Genomic DNA, 21,105 nt, shown 5'->3' on the forward strand with positions numbered 1-21,105 from the left:
GCCCTGAGAAGATCCTGCCCGGTCGCATCCTGGGCAGATTCATAGGCAGGCCATAGTGCGGCCATAACCGGGTTCCTTAACTTCAGAAACGAAAGGCGGGAACCTCCCTGCCACCGGAGTGGAGAATCGATGTTTGTTACCTATCTGCGACGAGAGTTGGCGGGTCGCCGCAAGCAGACCGCCATCGTCGCCATCGGCATGGCCCTCGCCATCGCCCTGGTCATTATCGTCAACGCCGTCTCGAGCGGGGTGCAGCTGGCGCAGTCCACCGTGCTGGCCTCGGTGTACGGCGTCGGCACCGACATCACCGTCAGCGAGACGCCCACGGCGCCCACCGAGGGCGAAGCGGGTGCCGGCGGCCCGCAGAACTTCGACTTCGGCGCGGATGACGGCGCCACGACCGACGGCACCACCACCGTCAGCCAGTCCAGGCTCTCCGTGGACCGGGGCACGACAGCCTTCGACGCCACGGCGCTGGACACGGTCAGCGGCATCGACAATGTCTCCGCCGCCGCCGCGACCCTGTCGCTGAGCAACACCACGTTCGACGGCGCCCTGCCGGACTTCTCCGAAACCGGCGGAATGCCCACCGGTGGCGATGCCGCAGCCGGCGGAACACCGCCCAGCGGTGGCCCCGACGGCGCCGGCGGCAGCTCGTTCAGCGTCGATTCCTTCAGCGTGCTGGGCCTCGACCCGGCCGACGAAGCCGTCGGACCGCTCTCCACCGTGAGCCTGACCGACGGTCGCAGCCTGGAGAGCAGCGACGCCGGCAGCAACGTCGCGGTTCTCGACGCCAGCTACGCCACCACCGCCGAGCTCGTCGTGGGCGACACCGTTGCCATCGCGGGCACCGACTTCACCGTCGTCGGCCTGGTCACGGCCTCCTCGGCGGATGCCGCCACCGCGTCCAACGTCTACATCCCGCTCGACGTGGCCCAGTCCCTCTCCGGCCTGACCGACCAGGTCACCGACATCTACGTGCAGGCGACCTCGTCCACCGACATCGAGCAGATCCAGGCCGATGTCGAAACCGCCCTGCCGGATGCGACGGTGCAGACCCAGTCCGACCTCGCGTCAAGTGTGTCCGGGTCGCTGTCCAGCGCCTCCGACCTGGTGAAGAACCTCGGTCTCTGGCTGTCGCTCATCGTGCTGGCCGCGGCGTTCCTGATCGCCATCCTGTTCACGATCTCCGGTGTCACCCGGCGCACCCGTGAATTCGGCACCCTCAAGGCGATCGGCTGGTCGAACGGCCGGATCGTGCGCCAGGTGGCGGGCGAATCCCTCGTACAGGGCCTGATCGGCGGGGTCGTCGGCATCGCGGTCGGCCTGGCCGGCATCCTGGTGATCAACCTCGTCGCACCCACCCTCACCGCGGGCGCGGCCACCACCGACACTGCAGGCCCCATGGGCATGCCCGGCGGAGGCGGCGGATTCGGTCAGGCTGCGGTGGAAGCCGCCACCTCCGACATCGTGCTGCAGGTGCCGGTGACCCTGTCGGTCATCCTCATCGCCGTCGGTCTCTCCGTGCTCGGCGGTCTGCTCGCCGGTGCCATCGGCGGCTGGCGTGCCTCGCGCCTGAGCCCCTCAGAAGCGCTGCGCAGCATCGCGTGATCCCCTCCGTCGAATTCATCCCAGAAGTGAGCTCCCATGTATGAACTGACCGATGTCACCAAGAAATACGACCAGGGCAAGCACTCGGTCACGGCCCTGAACAAGGTCACCCTATCCATTCCGGATGGCCAGATGGTCGCCATCCAGGGACCGACGGGCGGCGGCAAGTCCACGCTGCTGCAGATGCTCGGCGCCCTCGACAGGCCCACCGACGGCACTGTGCAGCTAGGTACATCTGATCTGTCCAAGCTCGGCCAGGGGCCGTTGGGTGAGATCCGCGCGCGCGAGATCGGCTTCGTGTTCCAGGGCTTCAACCTGATCCCCACCCTCACCGCTCAGGAGAACGTGGAGACCGCGCTCGCGCCGTTGGGGGTTCCCTCGGCCGAACGCACCGCCAGGGCCGCGGCGGCGCTTGAGTCCGTCGGGCTCGGCGAACGCGGCAGCCACCTGCCGGCCGAGCTCTCCGGCGGCCAGCAGCAGCGCGTGGCGATAGCCCGCGCGCTGGTCAAGGAGCCGGCCGTGCTCCTGGCCGACGAACCGACCGGCAACCTGGACGAGCAGACCCGCGACGAGATCATGGACCTGCTCGAGGGGCTCTGGCGGGACCGCGGCCTGACCTTGATCGTGGTCACCCACGACAGTGCCGTGGCCAAGCGTGCCCAGCGCCGTCTCCTGATCAAGCAGGGCGTGGTCAAGGAGATCAGCTAACCGCGCCGAACCGGTCATCGACCGGTCCAGACGAGAGATGGCCGGCGGAGTCCCGACGAGGGAGTCCACCGGCCACTTTCGTCACCCGGGGAGACGCACAGACGGTCGGCCGTCGATCCAGTCCAGGTCGAGCACACTCAGCCCGCGATAGACATAGGCGGGGTCCCAGGAGTGCAGAACGATCCGGCTCGGCGTCCCGGCCCCGCCGGCGCCCGGTGCGAAGACCAGGTCTTGGCCCCCGGGACCGAGGTAACGCTCGTTCGTACTGTCGGTGCTCAGAAGCGGTCGGGGGTCGCTCACGTACGGACCCACGATCGTCGAGGCCGTGGCGAAGCCCATGGCGTAACTCTCATCCGCGTAACTGTTTGCTGAGTAGAAGAGAACGTAGCGATCGTCGGGCCCGCGCACCAGCACCGGCGCCTCCACCACGTCGCCCTCCCAGCCCTGGGTCTGCTTGATCAGCTTCGTCGTGTCCCCGGTAACGGTGAGGCCGTCAGCGCTGAGCGGAGTGATCTGCAGCCAGGTGTCGAGGGCGCAGCAGTTTCCGTCGTTCTTCCACAGCACCCACCGGCTGCCGTCGAGGTCGACGAAGCTGCTCGCGTCGATGGCGCCGCCCTGGTCGATCGGACAGATCAACGGCGACGGGTCACCGACGAACGGACCCGTAGCCGCCGGAGCCGTGGCGACACCGATGCACTGCTTGCCGGAGGCCTTGTCTGCGGCGGTGAAGTACAGCAGAAACGTCCCATCGCCCCGGTCGCTCACATCCGGCGCCCAAGTCTTGCGCGTGTCCGCCCACTCGGGCAGCTCCGGGAAGACGTCGGTGTCCGCCACCTCCCACGAGTCGAGGTCGCTCGAGGTGGCGTATTGCACATTCGCGACCAGCGAATTGGTCGCGTATGCGTAGTAGGTGTCGTCCACAAGAAGCACGTCAGGATCGGCGAAGTCCTGATCGATCGCGAATGGTGCCGGTGAGACATCCAGCGCGGCGCCCGGCGCGGCGCCCGGTGTTGTGGCCGCGCATCCGCTCACGCCCAGGGCCAGCACCCCGGCCAGGAGCACAGACACGACGCCGCCCGGCGCGATCACCCTTTCACGCCCGAACTGGCCACGCTCTCCACGATTTGCTTCTGGACCAGGGAGAACAGGATCAGCACCGGCACCGACGCGAGGACCGCCCCGGCCATGACGATGCTGAAATGGGTGGAATAAGCGCCCTGAAGCTGGGACAGGCCGGGCTGCAGAGTGAGGTTCTCCGGGCTGAGCAGAACGTAGATGGGCCAGAGGAAATCGTTCCAGTTGCCGAGGAAGGTCAGGATGGCCAGGGTCGACAGCGCCGGTTTGGCCAGCGGCAGCAGGATTTGGAGGAAGATCCTGATATCCCCGGCGCCGTCGATTCGGGCGGCTTCCTCGATCTCGGTGGGAAGCCCGACGAAGAACTGACGCAGGAAGAAGATCCCGAATGCGCCCGCAGCCCCGGGAACCGATACCGCCCACAGGGTGTCCAGCCAACCGAGATTCTGCACGATCAGGTAGTTGGGGATGAGGAAGATCACGGGCGGCACCAGGAGGGTGCCGATGATCAGCCCGAAGATGAACTTCTTTCCCGCGAAGTCGAGCCGGGCCAGCGCGTAGGCACCCATCGAGGCCGTCACCAGCACGATGACTGTCTGGAACGTGGCCGCGACGAAACTGTTGGCCAGCCATCGGAAGATCGGCTGCTGCCCACTGGCCAGGGTGCGGTACGCGTCGGCGGAGAACGGGTTGGGCAGGATCGAATAGGGGTTGGAGATCACGTCGGAGTCTGTCTTGAACGAGGTGATCACGATCCAGATGAGGGGAAGGATGATCGTCAGGGCGATGATGATCAGCACGGCATACAGGGCACCACGGCGGAGGCGGGCGGGGCCCGACACCCGCCGCACAGTGAGAGTAGTCATCGATGATCCTTAGAGTTTGTCCCGCTGGAGGCGGAAGTTGATCACGCTGATGATCGCCAGGAAGGCGAAGAGCACGTAGCTCATCGCCGCAGCCGCTGCCATGTTGTCCTGCGACAGGCCCTGGTCCGAGATGTACATGATCGCCGTGCGCGTCTGGTTGGCCGGCCCGCCTTTGGTGAGCAGGTAGGACTGGCCGAACATGTTCGCCGAGGCGAGGATGGTTGTGGTGCTGACGAAGAGCATCACCGGGCGCAGGCCCGGCAGGGTGACGTTCCAGAACTTGCGGATCGTTCCGGCACCATCGAGGGCTGCCGCCTCGTAGAGGTCGGTGTTGATGCCTTTGAGCCCGGCGAGCAGGATGACCGCGTTGAACCCGAGGGTCCACCACACGGTCACCCCCACCAGCGACACCCAGGCCCATGGCACATCCACTGTCCACGGGATGTCGGTCGGCAGACCCACCAGACCCAGGAGGTGATTGATCATGCCCGACTGCGTGTCGAGCATGTACTTCCAGATCACCCCGATCACCGCGGCGCCCAAGACGAACGGGGCGAAGAAGATCGCCCTGAACACGGTTCCGCCGGCGATTTTCTGGTTCAGCAGCAGCGCGACGCCGAGCGGTATGACCAGAAGGAAGGGGACGCTCGCCACGGTGAAGATGCCGGTGGCACCCAGGCTCTGCCAGAAATCGCTGAAGAAGACCGACCCCGGCGTGATCAGGTCGATGTAGTTCTGGAGTCCGATGAAGGTCTGTTCGGTCTTGTACGGGCTCCAGTCTGTGACGCTGATCCAGATACCGAAGACCGCGGGCCAGACCACGAAGGTGGCGAAGAGGATCAGGAACGGAGCCAGGAAGGCATAGGCCGTGACGGTCCGCTTGCGGGCCGCCGGCCGCCCGACGCGTTCGCGCCGGGTGGCCGAGGGTTCGGGCACCACAGTGGTGGCGGACAGGGGTGCCAGGCTAGTCACCGTACTTCGCCTCGTTCTGCTTCAGGATGGCGTCGGCCTGCTTGGCCGCGTCGTCGAGGGCGTCTTGGGCTGACTTCTTACCCGTCAGGGCCTCGTTGAGCGCGGTGGTGATGAGAGCGTTCGCGGCTGTGATGCCCGGTGCGCTGGTCTCGTAGTGCGCGTACGGCAGCTCATCGATGAACGTCTTCAGGTTGGGGTGCGCCTCGATCAGAGCCGGATCATTACGCACGTCGTTGGCCGCAGGCAACTCGCCGGTCTCGGCCCAGCCGGCCGAGTTCTCGTTCATCCACTTGACGAAGGTGGCCGCGGCAGAGGTCTTGTTCGCGTCCTGGCCCTTGTTGTTCATGAACATCCAGTGCGTCGAGCTCGACCAGACGGCCTTCTCGGTCCCGATCTGGGGCACCGCCGCGGCGGTCCAGTCGAGGGCGTCGAACGCCTCATTGGTGGTCTGCCAGACACCGTTCCAGTTGTAGGCGGTCTGACCCGAGAGCAGCCCCTTGATGTTGCCGTCCTGCGCCACGTTCGCCGGGCTGTAGCCCTGGTCGACCAGGTCGGTCATGTGCGTCAGCGCCTGAACGCCGGCTTCGGAGTTGAAGGTCGCCTTGGTCACATCGTCGTTGTACAGGTCACCACCGAACTGCCAGAGCAGGGACTGGAATTCGAAGGTGCCGGTGAAGACGTAGCCGTCGACCCACTCACCCTGGATGCCGGCAGCCTTGAGGGCCTCCAACGCGGCCATGTAGCCGTCCTTGTCGGTGGGCACGACGGCGGGGTCGATGCCGGCGGATTTGAGGACGTCGTTGTTGACGTAGAGACCGAGAGGCGTCACGCTCCACGGGATCCCGTACTGGCTGCCGGAGTACGCGCCGGCGTCCATGAGGCCCTCGGGGAAGTCGTCTGCCGTGTATCCGAGGTCATCGATGATGGTGTCGGCTTCCAACAGCAGGCCCTGTGCCGCGTAGGTGGCGACGTCGTCACCGTGGGCCACGGCGACGTCGGGGCCCTTGCCTGCCTTGACGGCCAACGGCATCTTCTTGGAGATGTCGCCCCATTCCATGGGAACGTTCTTGACCACGATGTTCGGGTGCTCGGAGTTGAACTTCTCGACGAGTTTGGGGACAAGGACCGGAGCCGCGCCGCCGGTCCAGCCGTTCCAGAAGCTGATCGTCACCTCCGGGCCGGTGTAGTCGGCTCCGGAGACGACGCCGCCACTGGAACTCGCACCTCCGCTGCCGCAGCCGGCGAGGGCCACTCCCATTCCGACCGCTAAGGTCACGGCGATTGCGCGACGCGCGAATCCTTCCTTCATGGTGCTCTCCTTTGAGTAGTCGCCCGACACGGCGAAGTATGAGTCACATCAGCCAACGGACCGGGGATGCGTGCGTTCCGGACCGGCGTCTGAAACCCGATGATGCGACGGGGACAAATTTACAGCGCTAGAAAGTGATCCGTCAAGCGTCATTTGTTTCACGAGCTACACCGGCACGACGGCTAGAGTCATGAATGGAACCCGCACGGGCCCCCGAAGCGCCGACTCAAGGAGCAGCAATGGCCGGAGTTCGACTCCAGGACGTCGCCGCTCATGCCGGCGTGTCGATGAAGACCGTATCGAACGTGGTGCACGCGCATCCGAACGTGTCGGTCGCCATGCGCGAGCGTGTGCAACGCGCCATCGACGAACTCGGCTACCGGCCGAACGCACTCGGTAGGCGCCTGGCCACCGGACGCACCGGCCTGATCGCGCTCGCCTTCGCCGATGTGCGGTTGGCTTATTTCTCCGAGCTGGCGAGCCTGGTATCAGCGGCAGCGGCCTCGACGGGTGCCGGCTACAGGCTGCTGCTCGAGGAAACCTCCGGAACAATCGAAGGCGAACGGGCCGTCCTCTCGTCCAGTGAAGCCGGCCTCGTCGACGGCATGCTCTTCCAGCCCTCGATGATGACTTCCACCGAAGTGGCCCAGCGCCGCGGCGATATCCCGATGGTTCTGCTGGGCGAGGGCGCCGCGCCGATCGGCGTCGACCACGTGATGATCGACAACGTCGCCGCCGCCAACCGCGCCACCCGCCACATCAGCGCGCTCGGCCGCACCAGGATTGCTTTCGTGGGCCACGAGGAGGCCGGGCAATCGGCCACCTCCACCCAACGGCTGATCGGCTACCAACAGGGGCTCGAGGAGTCCGGACTGAACGTGGACATGTCCCTGCTCATCCCCACCCGTGCCATCGCTCCGGCCGAAGCGGCCCGCGCGGTGGGTGCGGCGCTGGACCGGGGCCTCCGATTCGACGGCCTGGTGTGCCGGGATGACCTCGCCGCGATCGGCGCACTGCGCGCACTGCAAGAACGCGGGATCCGCATTCCAGACGATGTGGCCGTCGTGGGCTGGGACGACATCTCCTTCGCAGCGGTCACCTTCCCGAGCCTGACCACGATCGCCCCCGACATGCCCGCGCTGGCCAAGGTCGCCCTCGAAATGCTCGAGGAGCGCATCGCCGGGTACACCGGCCTGGGCCGTCACCGCCTGGTCGATTTCGACCTCGTCATCAGGGAAAGCGCGCCGGCGGCACCCCCGGCCTGAGCCGGCCGCGAGGCCATTCGGTCCCCGACTTCAAGTATCCAGTTTTACAGCGCTGCAAATTCGGTGCATTATGGGTGACATGAGTAGCAGCGTCGACCTCGAGCCCGCCGTCTTCCGCGCCAGCCAGCAGGACGGGCGCTACCCGCGCCCCCAGCTGGTGCGCCCGTCCTGGGCCGAGCTGTCCGGGGAGTGGGGCTTCGCCTTCGACGACGCCGACATCGGCCTGACTGCCCGGTGGTTTGCCGACCCGCAGTTCGACCGGAAGATCCAGGTTCCCTTCCCCTTCGAGTCGGCCGCGTCGGGCATCCAGGACACCGGATTTCACAAGGTGGCCTGGTATTCAAGGACCTTCGACGATATCGACCTGGCGGAGGCGGGCTTCTTCGCGGGTCAGCGCCTGCACGTGCGCTTCGGTGCGGTCGACTATCGCGCCAGCGTGTGGGTCGACGGAACCTTCCTCGGGCAGCACGAAGGCGGCCACACTCCGTTCAGCTTCGACATCACCGACGCCGTCGTGTCCGGTCTGTCAGAGCACACCATCGTGGTGCGGGCGGAGGACGATCCTCTCGACGTGACGCAGCCGCGCGGCAAGCAGGACTGGCGGGTGGATCCGCACTCCATTTGGTACCACCGCACCAGCGGCATCTGGCAGCCGGTCTGGCTCGAATCCACGAACCCCCTTGCCGTCACACTCGTGCACTGGGTGCCCGACCTGCCCAACGCGAGCGTCCGGGTCCGGGTCGACCTCAGCCGCCGGCCCGCGCCCGGAACCACGGTCTCGCTCAGCCTCAGCTTCGACGGCGTCCCCCTGTCCGACACGACTGTCGCGGTGACCGCAACGACCCAGAGCTTCACACTCGCCGTCCCCGTTCAGATGAACGGCCAGGCTTACGAGGAACTGCTCTGGACCCCGGAGTCCCCACGGTTGATCGACGCCACCCTGACCGTGCGCACCGGTTCCACCTCGCACGTGCAGGGCACGGCCGTCGACGTCGTGCACTCCTATCTCGGGCTTCGTTCCGCGGCCGTCGCCCGGGGCCGGTTTCTCCTGAACGACCGGCCCTACTATGTGCGATCGGTGCTGCAACAGGGTTACTGGCCCGAATCCCACCTCGCCAGCCCCTCGCCCGAGGCGCTGCGCAGGGATGTCGAGCTCATCAAGGAACTCGGCTTCAATGCGACCCGCGTGCACCAGAAGATCGAGGACCCTCGTTTCCTCTACTGGACCGACCGGCTCGGTCTCCTGGTCTGGGGTGAGACCCCCGGGGCCTTCGAATTCGGCGCAACGGCTGTGCAGCGCATGTTGGCGGAATGGACCGAGGTCATCGAGCGCGACCTCTCCCATCCCTCCCTGGTGACCTGGGTACCGCTGAACGAAAGCTGGGGCGTGCAGCACATCGCCCACAACCCTGCCCAACAGAACTATGCGCGTGCCCTCGCGGCCCTCACCCGGACTCTGGATCCCTCCCGACCCGTGATCTCCAACGACGGCTGGGAGCACATCGACTCCGACATCCTGTCTGTTCACGACTACGAATCGTCGGGTGACATCCTGCGAGAACGCTACAGCGACGAGCACGCCAAGCACGCCCTGCTTGGCGACCTCGGCCCCGCCGGCCGGCGCCTGCTGCTGCCCGGGCAGGAAATCGGGGAGCGACCGGTGATGCTCACCGAATTCGGCGGCATCTCGTTCGCCACGCAGTACACCGACAGCGATGCCTGGGGCTACTCGAGCGCGCAGACCGCAGACGATTTTCTCGAACGGATGGACGCCGTCGTTTCGGCCGTCCACACCAGTGCGTTCCTCGCCGGATTCTGCTACACCCAGCTCACCGACACTCTGCAGGAGACCAACGGGTTGCTGGATGAGAACCGGATGCCCAAGGCGCCGATGCGGCACCTACGTGCCATTGTCACGCAGAGTGCGCCCGCGACGCCCGCGCTCGACTAGATCCGGCGCCCGGTCCTTCGTTATTCGGCCCGCCACGACAGCGGCGGCTCAGCGGTGCGGCAGAATAGGCAGGTGCCCCACAACCTGCTCGCCCTGTTCGACCTGGGCGAGGAGTCTGCCGAATTACTCGTACAGCAGCCCCCGGCGCCGGCCGCGCATTCCCACTTGTCGCGCATCGTGGCCGATTCCACCGACCGGGTCGCCTGGCTGCGGGCTCGCAGCCAGGGCATCACCGCCACGGATGTCGCCAAGCTCGCCACGGAGAAATCGGTGCACACCGCGGCCAGGGAGAAGATCAACGGCAGCGGTTTCAGCGGCAACCCGTACACCGATCACGGCCGCGCCAGGGAGCCGGAGATCGCGGCTTGGGTGCTGGCGAACTACGGCATCGAACCGAGCACCAACCTGTTCCACGCGGCGGAGCAGCCCCGCCACCTGGCCACTCCCGACGGTCTGGGCCTTGCCGGCAACGGGGTGTTCGAGCTCGCCGAGATCAAGACCACCAGCAAGCCCTGGCGCAGCATCCCCCGCTCATACCTGCGTCAGATCTGGTGGCAGCAGTACGTGCTCGGCGCCGACCGCACCCTGCTGGTGTGGGAGGAACACGACAACTTCGTGCCCCGCTCCGCCGTTCCCGAGTGCCGGTGGATCGACCGTGACGATGACCAGATCAGCATTCTGGTGGGATTCGCCGACCAGCTGATCGACCTGCTCAACCACCAGCGCGAACGTGAGCGCGCCGCCGGGCCGCCGCCCTACGACTACGGTCGCTGAACCGCCGCGCGTCGTGACCGGGCGTCACCGATGCCTCCGACGATCATGAACCCCGCGTAGCCGAACAGCAGCGCGGCCCCTCCCGCCGTGACCCAACCCTTCGCCTGGCCGGAAATTGCGTTATTGACCAGCCCGATCAACGGCACCGAGTACCAGAGCCGGCCGCGCACCTGGGCGGCGCTGACCGCATCCGGGTCGGCAAGGCTGTTGTTGTCCCCCTTCAAGACGAAGCTGCGGTCGCCGTTCGCGGCGAGGGTGAGGCCGACGATCCTGTGGGTGATGACGGTGGGGTCACCGGATCGCACCTGGTACGTGACGATGTCGCCGAGCGCGAGGTCATCCGCCGCCACCGCGCGGATGACGACCAGGGTGCCGGCCGGCAACCCCGGCTCCATCGAGCTCGTGAGAACGGTCAGCGGAATGGCGCCGGTGAGCCTCGGAAGAACGATGACCAGCAGCGCCAAGCCCAGAACGAGCAACAGGAGGCCGGCGCTCACGCCCTGGCCGATCCAGTGCCAGATTCCGGAGCCGGCCGTCCTAGTCGCGGAGGGAGCGCTTCGACCAAAATGCATACGCATGTCAGCCGCCGTTCGTGAGGGTGAAGACCTGGTCCACTGAACCGTCGCAGGTGGCCACCTTCAGCTGGTTGTTGCCGTCGGCCGTGATTCCGCCGCCGATGTCGAGGCACTTGTTGTTGCGGTTGCGAAGGGTGACGGTTCCGCTGCCCGCCGTGACCGGGGTGACGGTCCACTGCTGGGCATAGACGTAGCTGTTGAATGGGCGCAGAATTGACCGGTCGAGGGTCGGACTATCCCAGAACAGTGTCGGCGCGTGCCGGCCGGCGACCCGGTAGTACGCCCCTGTTTGCGTGAATTTCCAGGACTGGTTGGTCCCTCCGTTGCAGGAATAGTCGATCAGCGCCGTGCCCGAGTCGGTACCGACGCCCTCGGCGTCAAGACAGAGCTGGGTAGCGGTGTTCCTGATTACGTACCAGCTCGACGTGCTCAGCCCTCCCGTCGTCAGGTTCGCCGATAGCGAAGCCGGTGACAGATCCACTGGAGTCGCCGCGTGGGCGGCACGCACGGTGTAGACGTACCCCTTTCCCATGACCAGACCCGTATCGGTGAAGCTGAGCGAGGCCGCCGCAACCGAGCCCACGAGCACCGAGTCCCGGTAGATCTGGTACCCGGTCACGGCCACGGTGTCAGCGGGCGCGGACCAGGTGAACGTGATGCTCCGGTCGGTGTCACCCGTCTTCGTGGGCACGCCAGGGGTGAGGGTGTCGGCGACGGATTGGGCCGTGGTCGCGGTTACCGCGCTGGTCCAGCTGCCCTGGTTGGCAGCCGCCGAGGCCGTGGCTGTCACATCTCCGCCCACCAGAGCGAAGCGCTGCGACTGGCTCACCGAGCTGCGCACGCAATAGACGGCGTCGGCGTTAGGGGCAAGGGTGCCGGTGACGGCCCCAACGGTGAGCCAGGTCTTCCCGGTCGGCCCTGCCGCGGTCGCCGCCGCGGTGCAGAGCGCCGCGGATGCCACCGGCCACACGCGCACATCCGCCGCACCGGCGAGCGCTGTCGCCGCCTGCGCTCCGAAGCTCAAGGTGTACGGCGCGGGAACGGTGCCGACATTGCGCACGGTGACCGGCGCGGTCGCGCTGAGCGCACCCGACGAGTAGATCCTGGTGAGGGCGCCAAGACCCGTCTGCTCGATCCTCAGGGTGCCGGCGGCAACGCTGCCCGCCACCGGTTTCTCCGGGGTGGTCCAGCTGGCGTTGGCGACCCCGGCGCCCGAAAGCGCCACCGCCAGGGCGGCGGCCAGCACGGCCAGACCGGCCGCGCCGGAACTGTGCTGTCTGATGCGAGGCATTGCTAGTCCGCGATTCCGGTCAGGCGCAGACCGACATTGGCCGCGGACTGCCCCTGGCTCGTGGCCGGAGCCGCCAGCGGCAGTGTCACCGACACGCAGAGCACCTGCGGTGCACCCGCGCGCAGGATCACGCCTACCGGACCTGCAGTCTGAGCGGCGACGGAGCCGCTCCAGCCCGGCGCGACAGTGCCTGCGGTGCACGCGGCGGTTGATCCGGCCGCACCGATGCCGACCACCAGTGAAGTGGAGAGGTCGTTCGTGGGCGTGCCCGTGACGGTGAGCCCGGATACCCGGAGGGTGAGCGGGACATCTCCGGTGTTGCTGGCGGTCACCGCGCCGTACAAGGTCAGCCCCGGGTAGAGCGCTGTCGCGGGCAATGACAGCGCCGATACCGTCAGGTCGGCCGTTCCCGAGGTGATCACTGCGGCGGCAGGCGACGCAGCCGCACTGGCATTCAGGAACGCGGCGGTGCCCCCGATCTCCGACGTGGCGAGGAGGACCAGGGTCAACCCCGCGGCCGAGAGCACAGCCGGCCAGCGCAGGGCCGCCGAACGCATGCGCCCGCCGTGCCCGCCGGCAGCGTGCCTGGCTGACCTCCGCACCCGTTGCATTGCGACCATCCTTCCGCCACCCACGGGGTCTGGGCCCCGCAAACGGCTGCTCCTACCACCGATACACGACTACTTCTGGGTGAGGGTGACGGCCAATGCGTTGAGGTTCACCGAGCCCAGCTTCGTGTCGTTCTCAAAACCGGCTGTCGTGCTCTTCGGGAAGGTGATGGTCACGGCCACCGAGATGTCCTGGGACACCCCCGCAGCGCCCGCCGTCACGGTGTACGGCGCCGACCCTGTGGAGATACCCGTTCCCGTCGCCGTCAGTGTGGCGGTCTTGGTCAGGTACGCGGCCAGCGCCACATCGGCCGGCGCGCTCGTGGAGGTCGCAAGGATGGACGCCGGGGTGATACCCAGGGTAGCCACGAGGTTGTCGCCGGTGGCGATGATGCTCATGGTCTTGCTGTAGACCAGCACATCGCCGGGGACGACCTTGTATCCGGTCATGGTGGCGCGGGACGTGCTGCCATTGACGGTCCAGGAACCGGCGGTGCTGGAGGCGACGACCGAGAGGTTGCCCGCGGCGATGGTGCCGGCATCGGTGTTCGCACTGGAATTCCACAGCGCGAAGGTGCCCGCGCCACCAAGGAGGAGCACGATGCCCACGGCACCGGCGATCCCGCCCTTCAAAAACTTGTTCATGATCTTCCTCTCGCGGCGCCCATGCCGGCGCCAAATCGTTGTCAGGAATCGGGACGGGCGTGACAAGGTGTGGGCAGCAAAAAGACCTGCCTGACCGCGCCGGAAAACTCCGGCTGCCTGGGAGAGCTCGCTGTCGCAGCGGCGCCTGCTGGGGTTCGACTGCAGCGAGTGAGGTACCAGAGAAGGGCTGAACCATCAGATTCAGAGCTTCTCTTCCTTCCTCCAGCGTACGTTCGCGAGATCCCGCCGCCGCGAGCAGCCCGCCCCCAGCTGTGGGCACAACCGGGCATTTCGCACCCCCAGTGAGAGTCACAACTGCTTACCGGAGGGGCGGACCCGTCGATTGTCCCGGCGTACCGGCGCCGGGTGCGCACCTCGAACGGCCGCTGCGTCCCGACGCACAGTCGGCTCCGTGCCACAGAATAGGGTCATGCCCATTTCCCCGGTACTGCCCACCCACATGCGCGCCCTCGTCATCGACCGCACCGGCGGTCCCGAGGAATTACACCTCGCCGAGCTGCCGCTGCCCGCCGCGGTGAGCGACGAACTCCTCGTGCGTGTGGTGGCCGCCGGCATCAACCCCATCGACGCGAAGACCAGGGCCGGCTCCGGCGCCGCGCCCGCGATCGGCGGCTACCCCACGGTGCTCGGCAACGACTTCAGCGGCATCGTCGTGCGCGCTCCCTACGACACCTTCCCGTTGCAGCCCGGCGACGCGGTGTACGGCATGGCCCGGCCGCCCCGCATCGCGGGCAGCTACGCCGAATACCTGGTGGTGTCGAGCCTGTCCGTGGCCCGCAAGCCCGTCGCCGTGAGTCACATCGAGGCCGCCGGCATCCCGCTGGCCGCCATGACCGCCTGGGGCATGGTGACCCTCGCCGGCGCGGCACCCGGCCAACGGATGCTCATCCACGCCGGCAGCGGCGGCGTCGGTCACTTCGCCGTGCAATTCGCCCGGCACCTGGGCGCCCACGTCACCGCGACGGGCTCCACCGCCTCGGTAGAGTTCCTGCACCGCCTTGGCGCGCACGAGGTGATCGACTACAGCACGACCCGGTTCGAAGAGACGCTCTCGGGCCTCGACAGCGTGATCGACCTGATCGGCAACGTGCACGACGCCACCGGTACCCGGTCGCTCGCGACGCTGCGGCCCGACGGCCTGCTCGTGAACGCCCCCACCGGCAGCTGGCCCACCATGCAGGCCGAGGCAGCCGCCGCCGGGGTGCGCGCGACTGGCTACAAGGTCGCCGCAGACGCCCGGGTGCTCGACACCATCACGGCGCTGATCGACAACGGTAGCGTGCGGGTGAACATCGACTCAGTCTTCGACCTCGAAGAGGGCGCTGCCGCTCACCGGGCCCTCGAGGGTGGACACACCCGCGGCAAGATCGTGCTGCGGGTTTCCGACGCCGACGAAAGCGCGGCGTGAGCGTGACCGGCGGGTCCGCTGCCTCCGGCCTGGCCTCGACAGGTACGGCCTCGACAGGCCCGGCCCCGGCCCATCCCGACGGGCCCTCGCTGGTCTGGCTGCGTGACGACCTGCGACTGGGCGACAACCCCGCCCTCACCGCGGCGCTCGAACGCGGCCGACCGATCGCCCTGGTCTACCTGCTCGACGAGGTCTCCCCCGGCATCCGCCCGCTCGGTGGTGCCGCGCGCTGGTGGCTGCACCAGAGCCTGGTCTCGCTCGCCGCCGACGCCGCGGCGCTCGGTGGCCGGCTGGTGCTGCGCCGCGGCGCGGCCGAGGCCGTGATCGGCGAACTCGTCGAGGAGCTCGGCGCCGGCGCTGTGTTCTGGAACCGCCGGTACGGTGCGGCAGAGCGCGAGGTGGACACTCGCATCAAGACCGGCCTCACCGACTCCGGCGTCGTGGCGCACAGCTTCGCCGGCTCGCTCCTGTTCGAACCGTGGACCATCCGCACCGGAGGCGGCACGCCGTACACGGTGTTCACCCCGTTCTGGCGGGCGTGCACCGCCGGGCCACCGCCGCGGGCGCCCTACCCGGCGCCGGCGGAGCTCACCGACGCCGCACCCGCTCTACCCGGTGACGACCTCGCGTCGTGGGAATTGCAGCCCAGCCACCCGGACTGGGCCGGCGGCCTGCGCGAGGCCTGGACGCCCGGTGAGGCCGCCGCCCAGCAGCTGCTGGCGGCCTTCCTCGACGAGTCCCTGCCGAAGTACGGCACCGAGCGCGACCTGCCCGCGCAGCAGGCCACCTCGAGGCTCTCGCCGTACCTGCGCTGGGGAGAGATCAGCCCGCACCAGATCTGGCACGCCACCGACATCGCCCGCCGCGGCCTCAGCGGCGCGGCCGCCACCAGCGCCACCCGTTTCCTCACCGAGGTGGGCTGGCGCGAATTCGCCTACCACGTGCTCTTCCACGCACCCGATCTGGCCACCGCCAATCTGCGCCCCGGCTTCGACGCGTTCCCCTGGCCCCCGCTCGACAAGGTCGCACTCTCGGCCTGGCAGCAGGGCCGCACCGGCTTCCGTCTGGTGGATGCGGGCATGCGCGAGTTGTGGCGCACCGGCAGCATGCACAACCGGGTGCGCATGGTCACGGCGTCGTTCCTGATCAAGAACCTGCTCATCGACTGGCGCGAGGGCGAGAAATGGTTCTGGGACACCCTCGTCGACGCCGACCCGGCCAGCAACCCGTTCGGCTGGCAGTGGGTGGCCGGTTCCGGGGCGGATGCGGCGCCCTATTTCCGGGTGTTCAACCCCGAGCTGCAGGCGGACAAGTTCGACCCTGCCAACGAGTACGTGCGCCAGAACGTGCCGGAGTGGGGCACACCGTCGTACCCACAGCCCCTCGTCGACCTCGGCGAGACCCGGCGCGCCGCCCTGGCCGCCTACGAGCACGTAAAGGCCGCCCGCCCGTCCTCCTAGTCCGCCGAGCCCGCCGAGCCCGTCGAGCCCGTCGAGCCCGCGAACTGTGAGTTAAGCACCGTAGTTCCGCGATTTTTGGTGCTTTTCTCACGGTTCGCGGATGGGTCGTCTGGGGTGTGCCCGCGGGCGGGGGCAGTGTCAGTGGCAGGTGAGACGATCTCATTATGAGTAACCCCGACCAGGCAACACCGCCCGCTCCGGATGATGACCATTGCTCTCCGGAGTCCGCTCCACCTGGCAACACCCCGCCCGCCGTCTCCCCTGCCGAATCTCGGTCGATGCCAGCGGCCTCGGCCCAGCCGGCCGAGACTGCCCCGCCTGAACCCAGCTCGACTAAACCCGGCTCGACCGGACCAGGCTCGACTAAACCCGGCCCGGCCGAACCCGGCCCGACTGAACCCGGCCCGACTGAACCCGGCCCGACTGAACCCGCTGATCGTGAGGCCTATGTTCCCAATCCAGCCCTGGACGAGTTGGTCTGTTCGGAGTTGGCCCGCCGCACCGCACTGATCGCGGCCGAGGCCCGGGCCATCGCCCACGCGCAGGCCCGGCAGGCCGAATTCCTTGTGGAGCTGCAGTGCTGGAGCGAGGACCCGCAGGTGTCTTCCCGGCTGCACGGCAACCCGGAAAGCATCCGGCTGGCCGACCTGGACGCGGCGACCCTCACCGAGGATCAGGCCCGCGCGGCCGCGTATGGCCGGTGGGAGGACCGGGAAGTGGCCCGCCGCACCATCGTGAGCGAGACCGCGTGCCTGCTCCGGATGCACGAACGCACGGTGGAACACCTGATGGAGCAGTCGCTCTGGCTCCTGTCGGCCCCCGCGACGTTCGAGGCGCTCTCCAGTGGTGAGATCAGCTACCGGCACGCCACCGTGCTCATCGACCAGATGCGCACCCTGCCCGCCGAAGACCAGGAAGCCTTCGAAGAGAAAGTCCTGCCGGACGCGAAACGACTCCCGGTCGCCCGATTCACCGACCGGGCCCGCCGACTCCGGGAACGACTGCACCCGGAATCCATCGTGACCCGCACCACCAACGCCCTCGCCGAACGCCACAGCCGGTGGGAGGCGGCGCCGGACGGGATGGGCTGGTTGCACTGGTACGGAACCGCGCACGACACCAAGGCCGCCTACGACCGGATCAACACCATGGCGACGAGCCTGAAGAAACTTGGCGACCCCACGCGGGCCGGCGCCGCGGCCGGAGAAGCCAGCGCACGGGCAGGCGCGGACGCGAGCGCGGCGACAGGCACGGAAGCGGGCGCGGTTGCGGGTGCTGAAGAGGACGCGGAGGAGCAGAAACGCACCCTCGACCAACTCCGCGCCGACATCACCCGCGCCCTGCTGCTGGACGGCATCACCCCGGACGGAATGGGCGCCGGGATCCGCGGCACGGTGATGATCACCGTGCCCGTGCTCACCCTCCTCGGCCTGGACGAGGAACCCGCCACCCTCGAAGGGTACGGGCCGATATCCCCCGACGTCGCCCGGCAGATCGCCGGACACGCCCCGAGCTTCACCCGGCTGCTCACCCACCCGGAAACCGGCGTCGTGCTCTCGCTGGGCAAGACCCAGCACAAGAACACCAAAGCCATGAAGAAGTGGCTGCGGGTGCGCGACGAAACCTGCCGGTTCCCCGGCTGCTCAAGGCCCGCGGTGAAGTCCGACGTCGACCACACCGAAGACTGGGCCGGCGGCGGGAAGACCGACTGCGACAACCTCGCCCATCTCTGCGAACCGCACCACCGACTCAAGCACCTCTCGCAGTGGCAGGTGACCCAGGAACCGGGCGGGATTCTGCTCTGGACCTCCCCCGGCAAACGCGGCTACCGCACCGACCCGGCCAACCCCATGGGACCACCCCGACCCCAAGCACCGGTGGTGGGTCCCAAAACCCGGAAACGACCCGCAGAAGAGAGCTACCTGATGCCGCCGCGGCCCCGACCGACCCGTACACCGACACCACCGGTGCCCGAGAACCCGCCGTTCTAGCCACACACGGGCACGTCACGAGATCTACTTCGACAGACCCAGCACAAGAACATAGGACGCGCTCAGCACAAGCACTTCGAGATGCGCAGCACACGTCGACAAGCTTGGCCAACGGAGATGCCCCACGCGTAGTCAGCTCTCGAATCGCTAGAGGGCGCGCTCCAGCACGTAGTCGTCTTCGTAACGCTCGCCCACCAGGAAGCGTTTGATGCCCACCTGTTCGAAGCCGTGCTTGCCGTAGAAACGGAGGGCACGCACGTTCTCCTGGTTCACCCCGAGCCAGGAGCCCGCCGCTCCGCGCTCCCGTGCGGCATCGAGCGTGGCCGCCATCAGGGCGGCGGCCGTGCCGCTTCCGTGCGCCTCGGCGCGCACGTAGCATTTGCTGAGTTCGGCGGTCGGGCGAATACGAATCGCGGCGGCGGCATCCGCGTCGTGGGGCTCGCCGAAGACCAGCATCGTGTAGCCCAGCAGGAGTCCGCGTGGTTCCTCTCCGCCGGAGGCCTCAGCGACGAGGAGAAGTCGGTCGGGGTCGGCGAGGAAGGTCTCAAAGTTGGCCGGCGCGAGCACATGCGTGAGAAACGCGGCAATGGCGTCGGCGCTGGTGTGCGGCGGGCAGGCCAGGGCGAAGGTGGCGGCCGCCAGTTCGGCGAGCGCCGCGGCCTCATCGGGTCGGGCCGGGCGGATCGTCACCTGCCGATCCGGGCGATCGGGCATGGGAGCTGGCGGGGTGGTCTCGGTCACCATCCCAGCTTCGCAGCAGGTTTCCCGGCGCGCAAACGGCCCCGTCGGGGTGCCGACGGGGCCGATTGTGTGTGCCGGGCGCCTACAGGTAGCGGGCGTATGCGGCGACGGTGAGGAAGGTCGGGAAATCGGCCTCGAGTGCCGAGGACCGGAACACTTCGAGGGCGTCGTCGAACCGGTCTCCGGTCGTGCGCGGCAGCGCCGCCATCTCCTCAGCGACCAGCCCGGCCACCCACTCCGCGTCGATCCGGCGGCCATCGTCGAGCACCGAATTGTCGTGGATCCACTGCCAGATCTGGGAGCGGGAGATCTCCGCCGTCGCGGCGTCCTCCATCAGGTTGTCGATGGCCGCCGCACCCACGCCGCGCAGCCAGGACTCGATGTACCGAAGAGCGATACGCACGTTGTCGCGCACCCCGGCCTCGGTGATCTGGCCACCGGCCGACGCCACATCCAGGAGGTCGGCAGCGGTGACATGCACCTCGTCCCTGGTGCGGTCCAGCTGGTTGGTCCGGTCGCCGAGCACGGCATCGAACTCGGCCCTGGCGGTGGGGATGAGGTCCGGATGCGCCACCCAGGTGCCGTCGAAGCCGTCGCCGGCCTCCCTGCGCTTGTCGGCGGCAACCTGTTCCAGTGCTCGCTCGGTCACGGCCGGGTCGCGCCGGTTGGGGATGAAGGCGCTCATCCCACCGATCGCGTACGCGCCCCGTCGGTGACAGGTGGCCACGAGCAGCTCGGTGTACGACCGCATGAACGGCACCGTCATGGTGATCTCCCTGCGGTCTGGCAGCACGAACCGGCGGCCCCTCGCGCGGAAGGTCTTGATGATGCTGAAGATGTAGTCCCACCGGCCGGCGTTCAGGCCCGCGCAGTGGTCACGCAGCTCGTAGAGGATCTCGTCCATTTCGAACGCGGCCTGGATGGTCTCGATCAGCACCGTGGCGCGGATGGTGCCGTGCCCGAGGTTCAGGTGGTCTTCGCTGTGGCTGAAGATGTCGTTCCACAGCCGCGCTTCGAGGTGGGTCTCCAGCTTGGGCAGGTAGAAGTACGGGCCGCTGCCGTTCTCAATCAGCTTGTGCGCGTTGTGGAACGCGTAGAGGCCGAAGTCCACCAGGCTGCCGGATGCCGGCATCCGTCGGTTGGCCCGGTCGACGAAGGTGAGGTTCTTCTCCACCAGGTGCCAACCGCGCGGCCGCATGACGATGGTCGGCGTGGACCCGGGCGTCGCACCATCCTGCCGGCCGGACGGGGCACCGGTGACCCGGTACGCCTTGCCATCAGGGCCGTCGTACGACAGCGTGCCACGCACGGCATCGATCAGGGTGAGCTGGCCCTCGATCACGTTGGCCCAGGTGGGGCTGGTGGCGTCCTCCTGGTCGGCCAGCCACACCGCCGCACCGGAGTTCAGCGCGTTGATGGCCATCTTGCGGTCGGTCGGTCCGGTGATCTCCACCCGGCGGTTCTGAAGGCCGGGGCCAGGCCCGGCCACCCGCCAGGAGGGATCATCCCGGATATGCGCGGTCTCGGGCAAGAAACGGGGGTCCCGGCCGTTCGCGGCATCCACCCGGGTCTGCAGTCGGGCGGCCAGCAGGTCGTGCCGGGTGCCGGCGAACCTGTCGTGCAGCTCGGCGAGGAACTCGAGGGCCGCCGGCGTGAGGACCTCGTCGTAACGGTCGCCGAGAGTTCCGGTGACCTCGAGGTGCGGGTGGATGGTGGCGAAGCTGCCGGTACTGGTCTCGCCGAACGCCCGGGCAGGGCGTGGGGCGCTCTGCGTGCGGGTCACGGGGCTCGGCGCCGTCGACAGCGGTGGTGTTGTCATGATCGTGTTCTCCTTC

The 21,105-nt window shown here is 67.9% G+C and carries 18 protein-coding genes; 8 read left to right on the plus strand and 10 right to left on the minus strand.

Features of this window, described 5'->3' with window-relative positions; all coding sequences use genetic code 11:
- The first annotated feature begins 129 nt into the window (after positions 1 to 129).
- On the plus strand, positions 130 to 1,611 hold the full coding sequence (locus E3T61_RS17945; protein ID WP_134642222.1) for an ABC transporter permease: 1,482 nt from the start codon (positions 130 to 132) through the stop codon (positions 1,609 to 1,611).
- 36 nt (positions 1,612 to 1,647) lie between these two features.
- A complete protein-coding gene (locus tag E3T61_RS17950; protein WP_134642223.1) occupies positions 1,648 to 2,319 on the plus strand; it encodes an ABC transporter ATP-binding protein in 672 nt (223 codons plus the stop codon).
- Positions 2,320 to 2,400: 81 nt separating this feature from the next.
- On the opposite strand, the gene E3T61_RS17955 is transcribed toward E3T61_RS17950, so the two are convergent.
- Genes E3T61_RS17955 through E3T61_RS17970 form a run of 4 tightly spaced genes read right to left on the minus strand, consistent with a single transcriptional unit; the run spans position 2,401 to position 6,540 of the window.
- A complete protein-coding gene (locus E3T61_RS17955; RefSeq protein WP_241992662.1) occupies positions 2,401 to 3,387 on the minus strand; it encodes a glycoside hydrolase family 43 protein in 987 nt (328 codons plus the stop codon).
- A gap of 17 nt (positions 3,388 to 3,404) precedes the next feature.
- A complete protein-coding gene (locus E3T61_RS17960; protein WP_134642224.1) occupies positions 3,405 to 4,259 on the minus strand; it encodes a carbohydrate ABC transporter permease in 855 nt (284 codons plus the stop codon).
- A gap of 9 nt (positions 4,260 to 4,268) precedes the next feature.
- Positions 4,269 to 5,222, minus strand: a complete 954-nt coding sequence (locus E3T61_RS17965) for a carbohydrate ABC transporter permease (RefSeq protein WP_420898499.1) — start codon at positions 5,220 to 5,222, stop codon at positions 4,269 to 4,271.
- 1 nt (position 5,223) lies between these two features.
- On the minus strand, positions 5,224 to 6,540 hold the full coding sequence (locus tag E3T61_RS17970; RefSeq protein ID WP_134642226.1) for an ABC transporter substrate-binding protein: 1,317 nt from the start codon (positions 6,538 to 6,540) through the stop codon (positions 5,224 to 5,226).
- Between the two features lie 239 nt (positions 6,541 to 6,779).
- Between E3T61_RS17970 and E3T61_RS17975 the strand changes: the two genes are divergently transcribed.
- The 3 genes from E3T61_RS17975 to E3T61_RS17985 all read left to right on the plus strand — a co-directional run bounded on the left by E3T61_RS17975 (position 6,780) and on the right by E3T61_RS17985 (position 10,530).
- On the plus strand, positions 6,780 to 7,805 hold the full coding sequence (locus E3T61_RS17975; RefSeq protein ID WP_134642227.1) for a LacI family DNA-binding transcriptional regulator: 1,026 nt from the start codon (positions 6,780 to 6,782) through the stop codon (positions 7,803 to 7,805).
- Between the two features lie 79 nt (positions 7,806 to 7,884).
- A complete protein-coding gene (locus E3T61_RS17980; RefSeq protein WP_134642228.1) occupies positions 7,885 to 9,756 on the plus strand; it encodes a glycoside hydrolase family 2 protein in 1,872 nt (623 codons plus the stop codon).
- A 102-nt stretch (positions 9,757 to 9,858) separates the two neighbouring features.
- Positions 9,859 to 10,530 (plus strand): YqaJ viral recombinase family protein, encoded by a 672-nt coding sequence (locus E3T61_RS17985; protein WP_174777046.1) that lies wholly within the window; start codon positions 9,859 to 9,861, stop codon positions 10,528 to 10,530.
- Here the strand turns inward: E3T61_RS17985 and E3T61_RS17990 are convergent.
- From E3T61_RS17990 to E3T61_RS18005, 4 genes are all read right to left on the minus strand, one after another.
- Positions 10,518 to 11,108, minus strand: coding sequence for a signal peptidase I (locus E3T61_RS17990; RefSeq protein WP_134642230.1), 591 nt, complete (start codon positions 11,106 to 11,108; stop codon positions 10,518 to 10,520). The two genes, E3T61_RS17985 and E3T61_RS17990, sit on opposite strands and share 13 nt — an antisense overlap.
- 1 nt (position 11,109) lies before the next feature.
- On the minus strand, positions 11,110 to 12,396 hold the full coding sequence (locus E3T61_RS17995; RefSeq protein ID WP_134642231.1) for an RICIN domain-containing protein: 1,287 nt from the start codon (positions 12,394 to 12,396) through the stop codon (positions 11,110 to 11,112).
- A gap of 2 nt (positions 12,397 to 12,398) precedes the next feature.
- Positions 12,399 to 13,007: a hypothetical protein gene (locus E3T61_RS18000; RefSeq protein ID WP_134642232.1), complete on the minus strand. Its 609-nt coding sequence runs from the start codon at positions 13,005 to 13,007 to the stop codon at positions 12,399 to 12,401.
- A gap of 69 nt (positions 13,008 to 13,076) precedes the next feature.
- Complete coding sequence (locus tag E3T61_RS18005; RefSeq protein ID WP_134642233.1) at positions 13,077 to 13,649, minus strand: alternate-type signal peptide domain-containing protein; 573 nt, start codon at positions 13,647 to 13,649, stop codon at positions 13,077 to 13,079.
- 430 nt (positions 13,650 to 14,079) lie between these two features.
- Here E3T61_RS18005 and E3T61_RS18010 point away from each other — a divergent pair, with 430 nt between their 5' ends.
- From E3T61_RS18010 to E3T61_RS18020, 3 genes are all read left to right on the plus strand, one after another.
- The gene (locus E3T61_RS18010; protein WP_241992663.1) at positions 14,080 to 15,078 is read left to right on the plus strand and encodes an NADP-dependent oxidoreductase; all 999 of its coding nucleotides are present in this window, start codon (positions 14,080 to 14,082) and stop codon (positions 15,076 to 15,078) included.
- A gap of 29 nt (positions 15,079 to 15,107) precedes the next feature.
- Positions 15,108 to 16,538, plus strand: a complete 1,431-nt coding sequence (locus E3T61_RS18015) for a cryptochrome/photolyase family protein (protein WP_134642285.1) — start codon at positions 15,108 to 15,110, stop codon at positions 16,536 to 16,538.
- 278 nt (positions 16,539 to 16,816) lie between these two features.
- Entirely contained in the window at positions 16,817 to 18,529 is a 1,713-nt protein-coding gene (locus E3T61_RS18020) for an HNH endonuclease signature motif containing protein (protein WP_134642234.1), read from the plus strand.
- Between the two features lie 147 nt (positions 18,530 to 18,676).
- Here E3T61_RS18020 and E3T61_RS18025 read toward each other — a convergent pair whose 3' ends face one another.
- Both E3T61_RS18025 and aceB read right to left on the minus strand, forming a co-directional pair.
- Positions 18,677 to 19,219, minus strand: a complete 543-nt coding sequence (locus E3T61_RS18025; protein WP_338145543.1) for a GNAT family N-acetyltransferase — start codon at positions 19,217 to 19,219, stop codon at positions 18,677 to 18,679.
- A 133-nt stretch (positions 19,220 to 19,352) separates the two neighbouring features.
- Entirely contained in the window at positions 19,353 to 21,089 is a 1,737-nt protein-coding gene (aceB, locus tag E3T61_RS18030; protein ID WP_134642236.1) for a malate synthase A, read from the minus strand.
- Between the last annotated feature and the right edge of the window lie 16 nt (positions 21,090 to 21,105).

The sequence above is a fragment of the Cryobacterium lactosi genome, from assembly GCF_004403945.1.
In the GTDB taxonomy this organism is placed as follows: domain Bacteria; phylum Actinomycetota; class Actinomycetes; order Actinomycetales; family Microbacteriaceae; genus Cryobacterium; species Cryobacterium lactosi.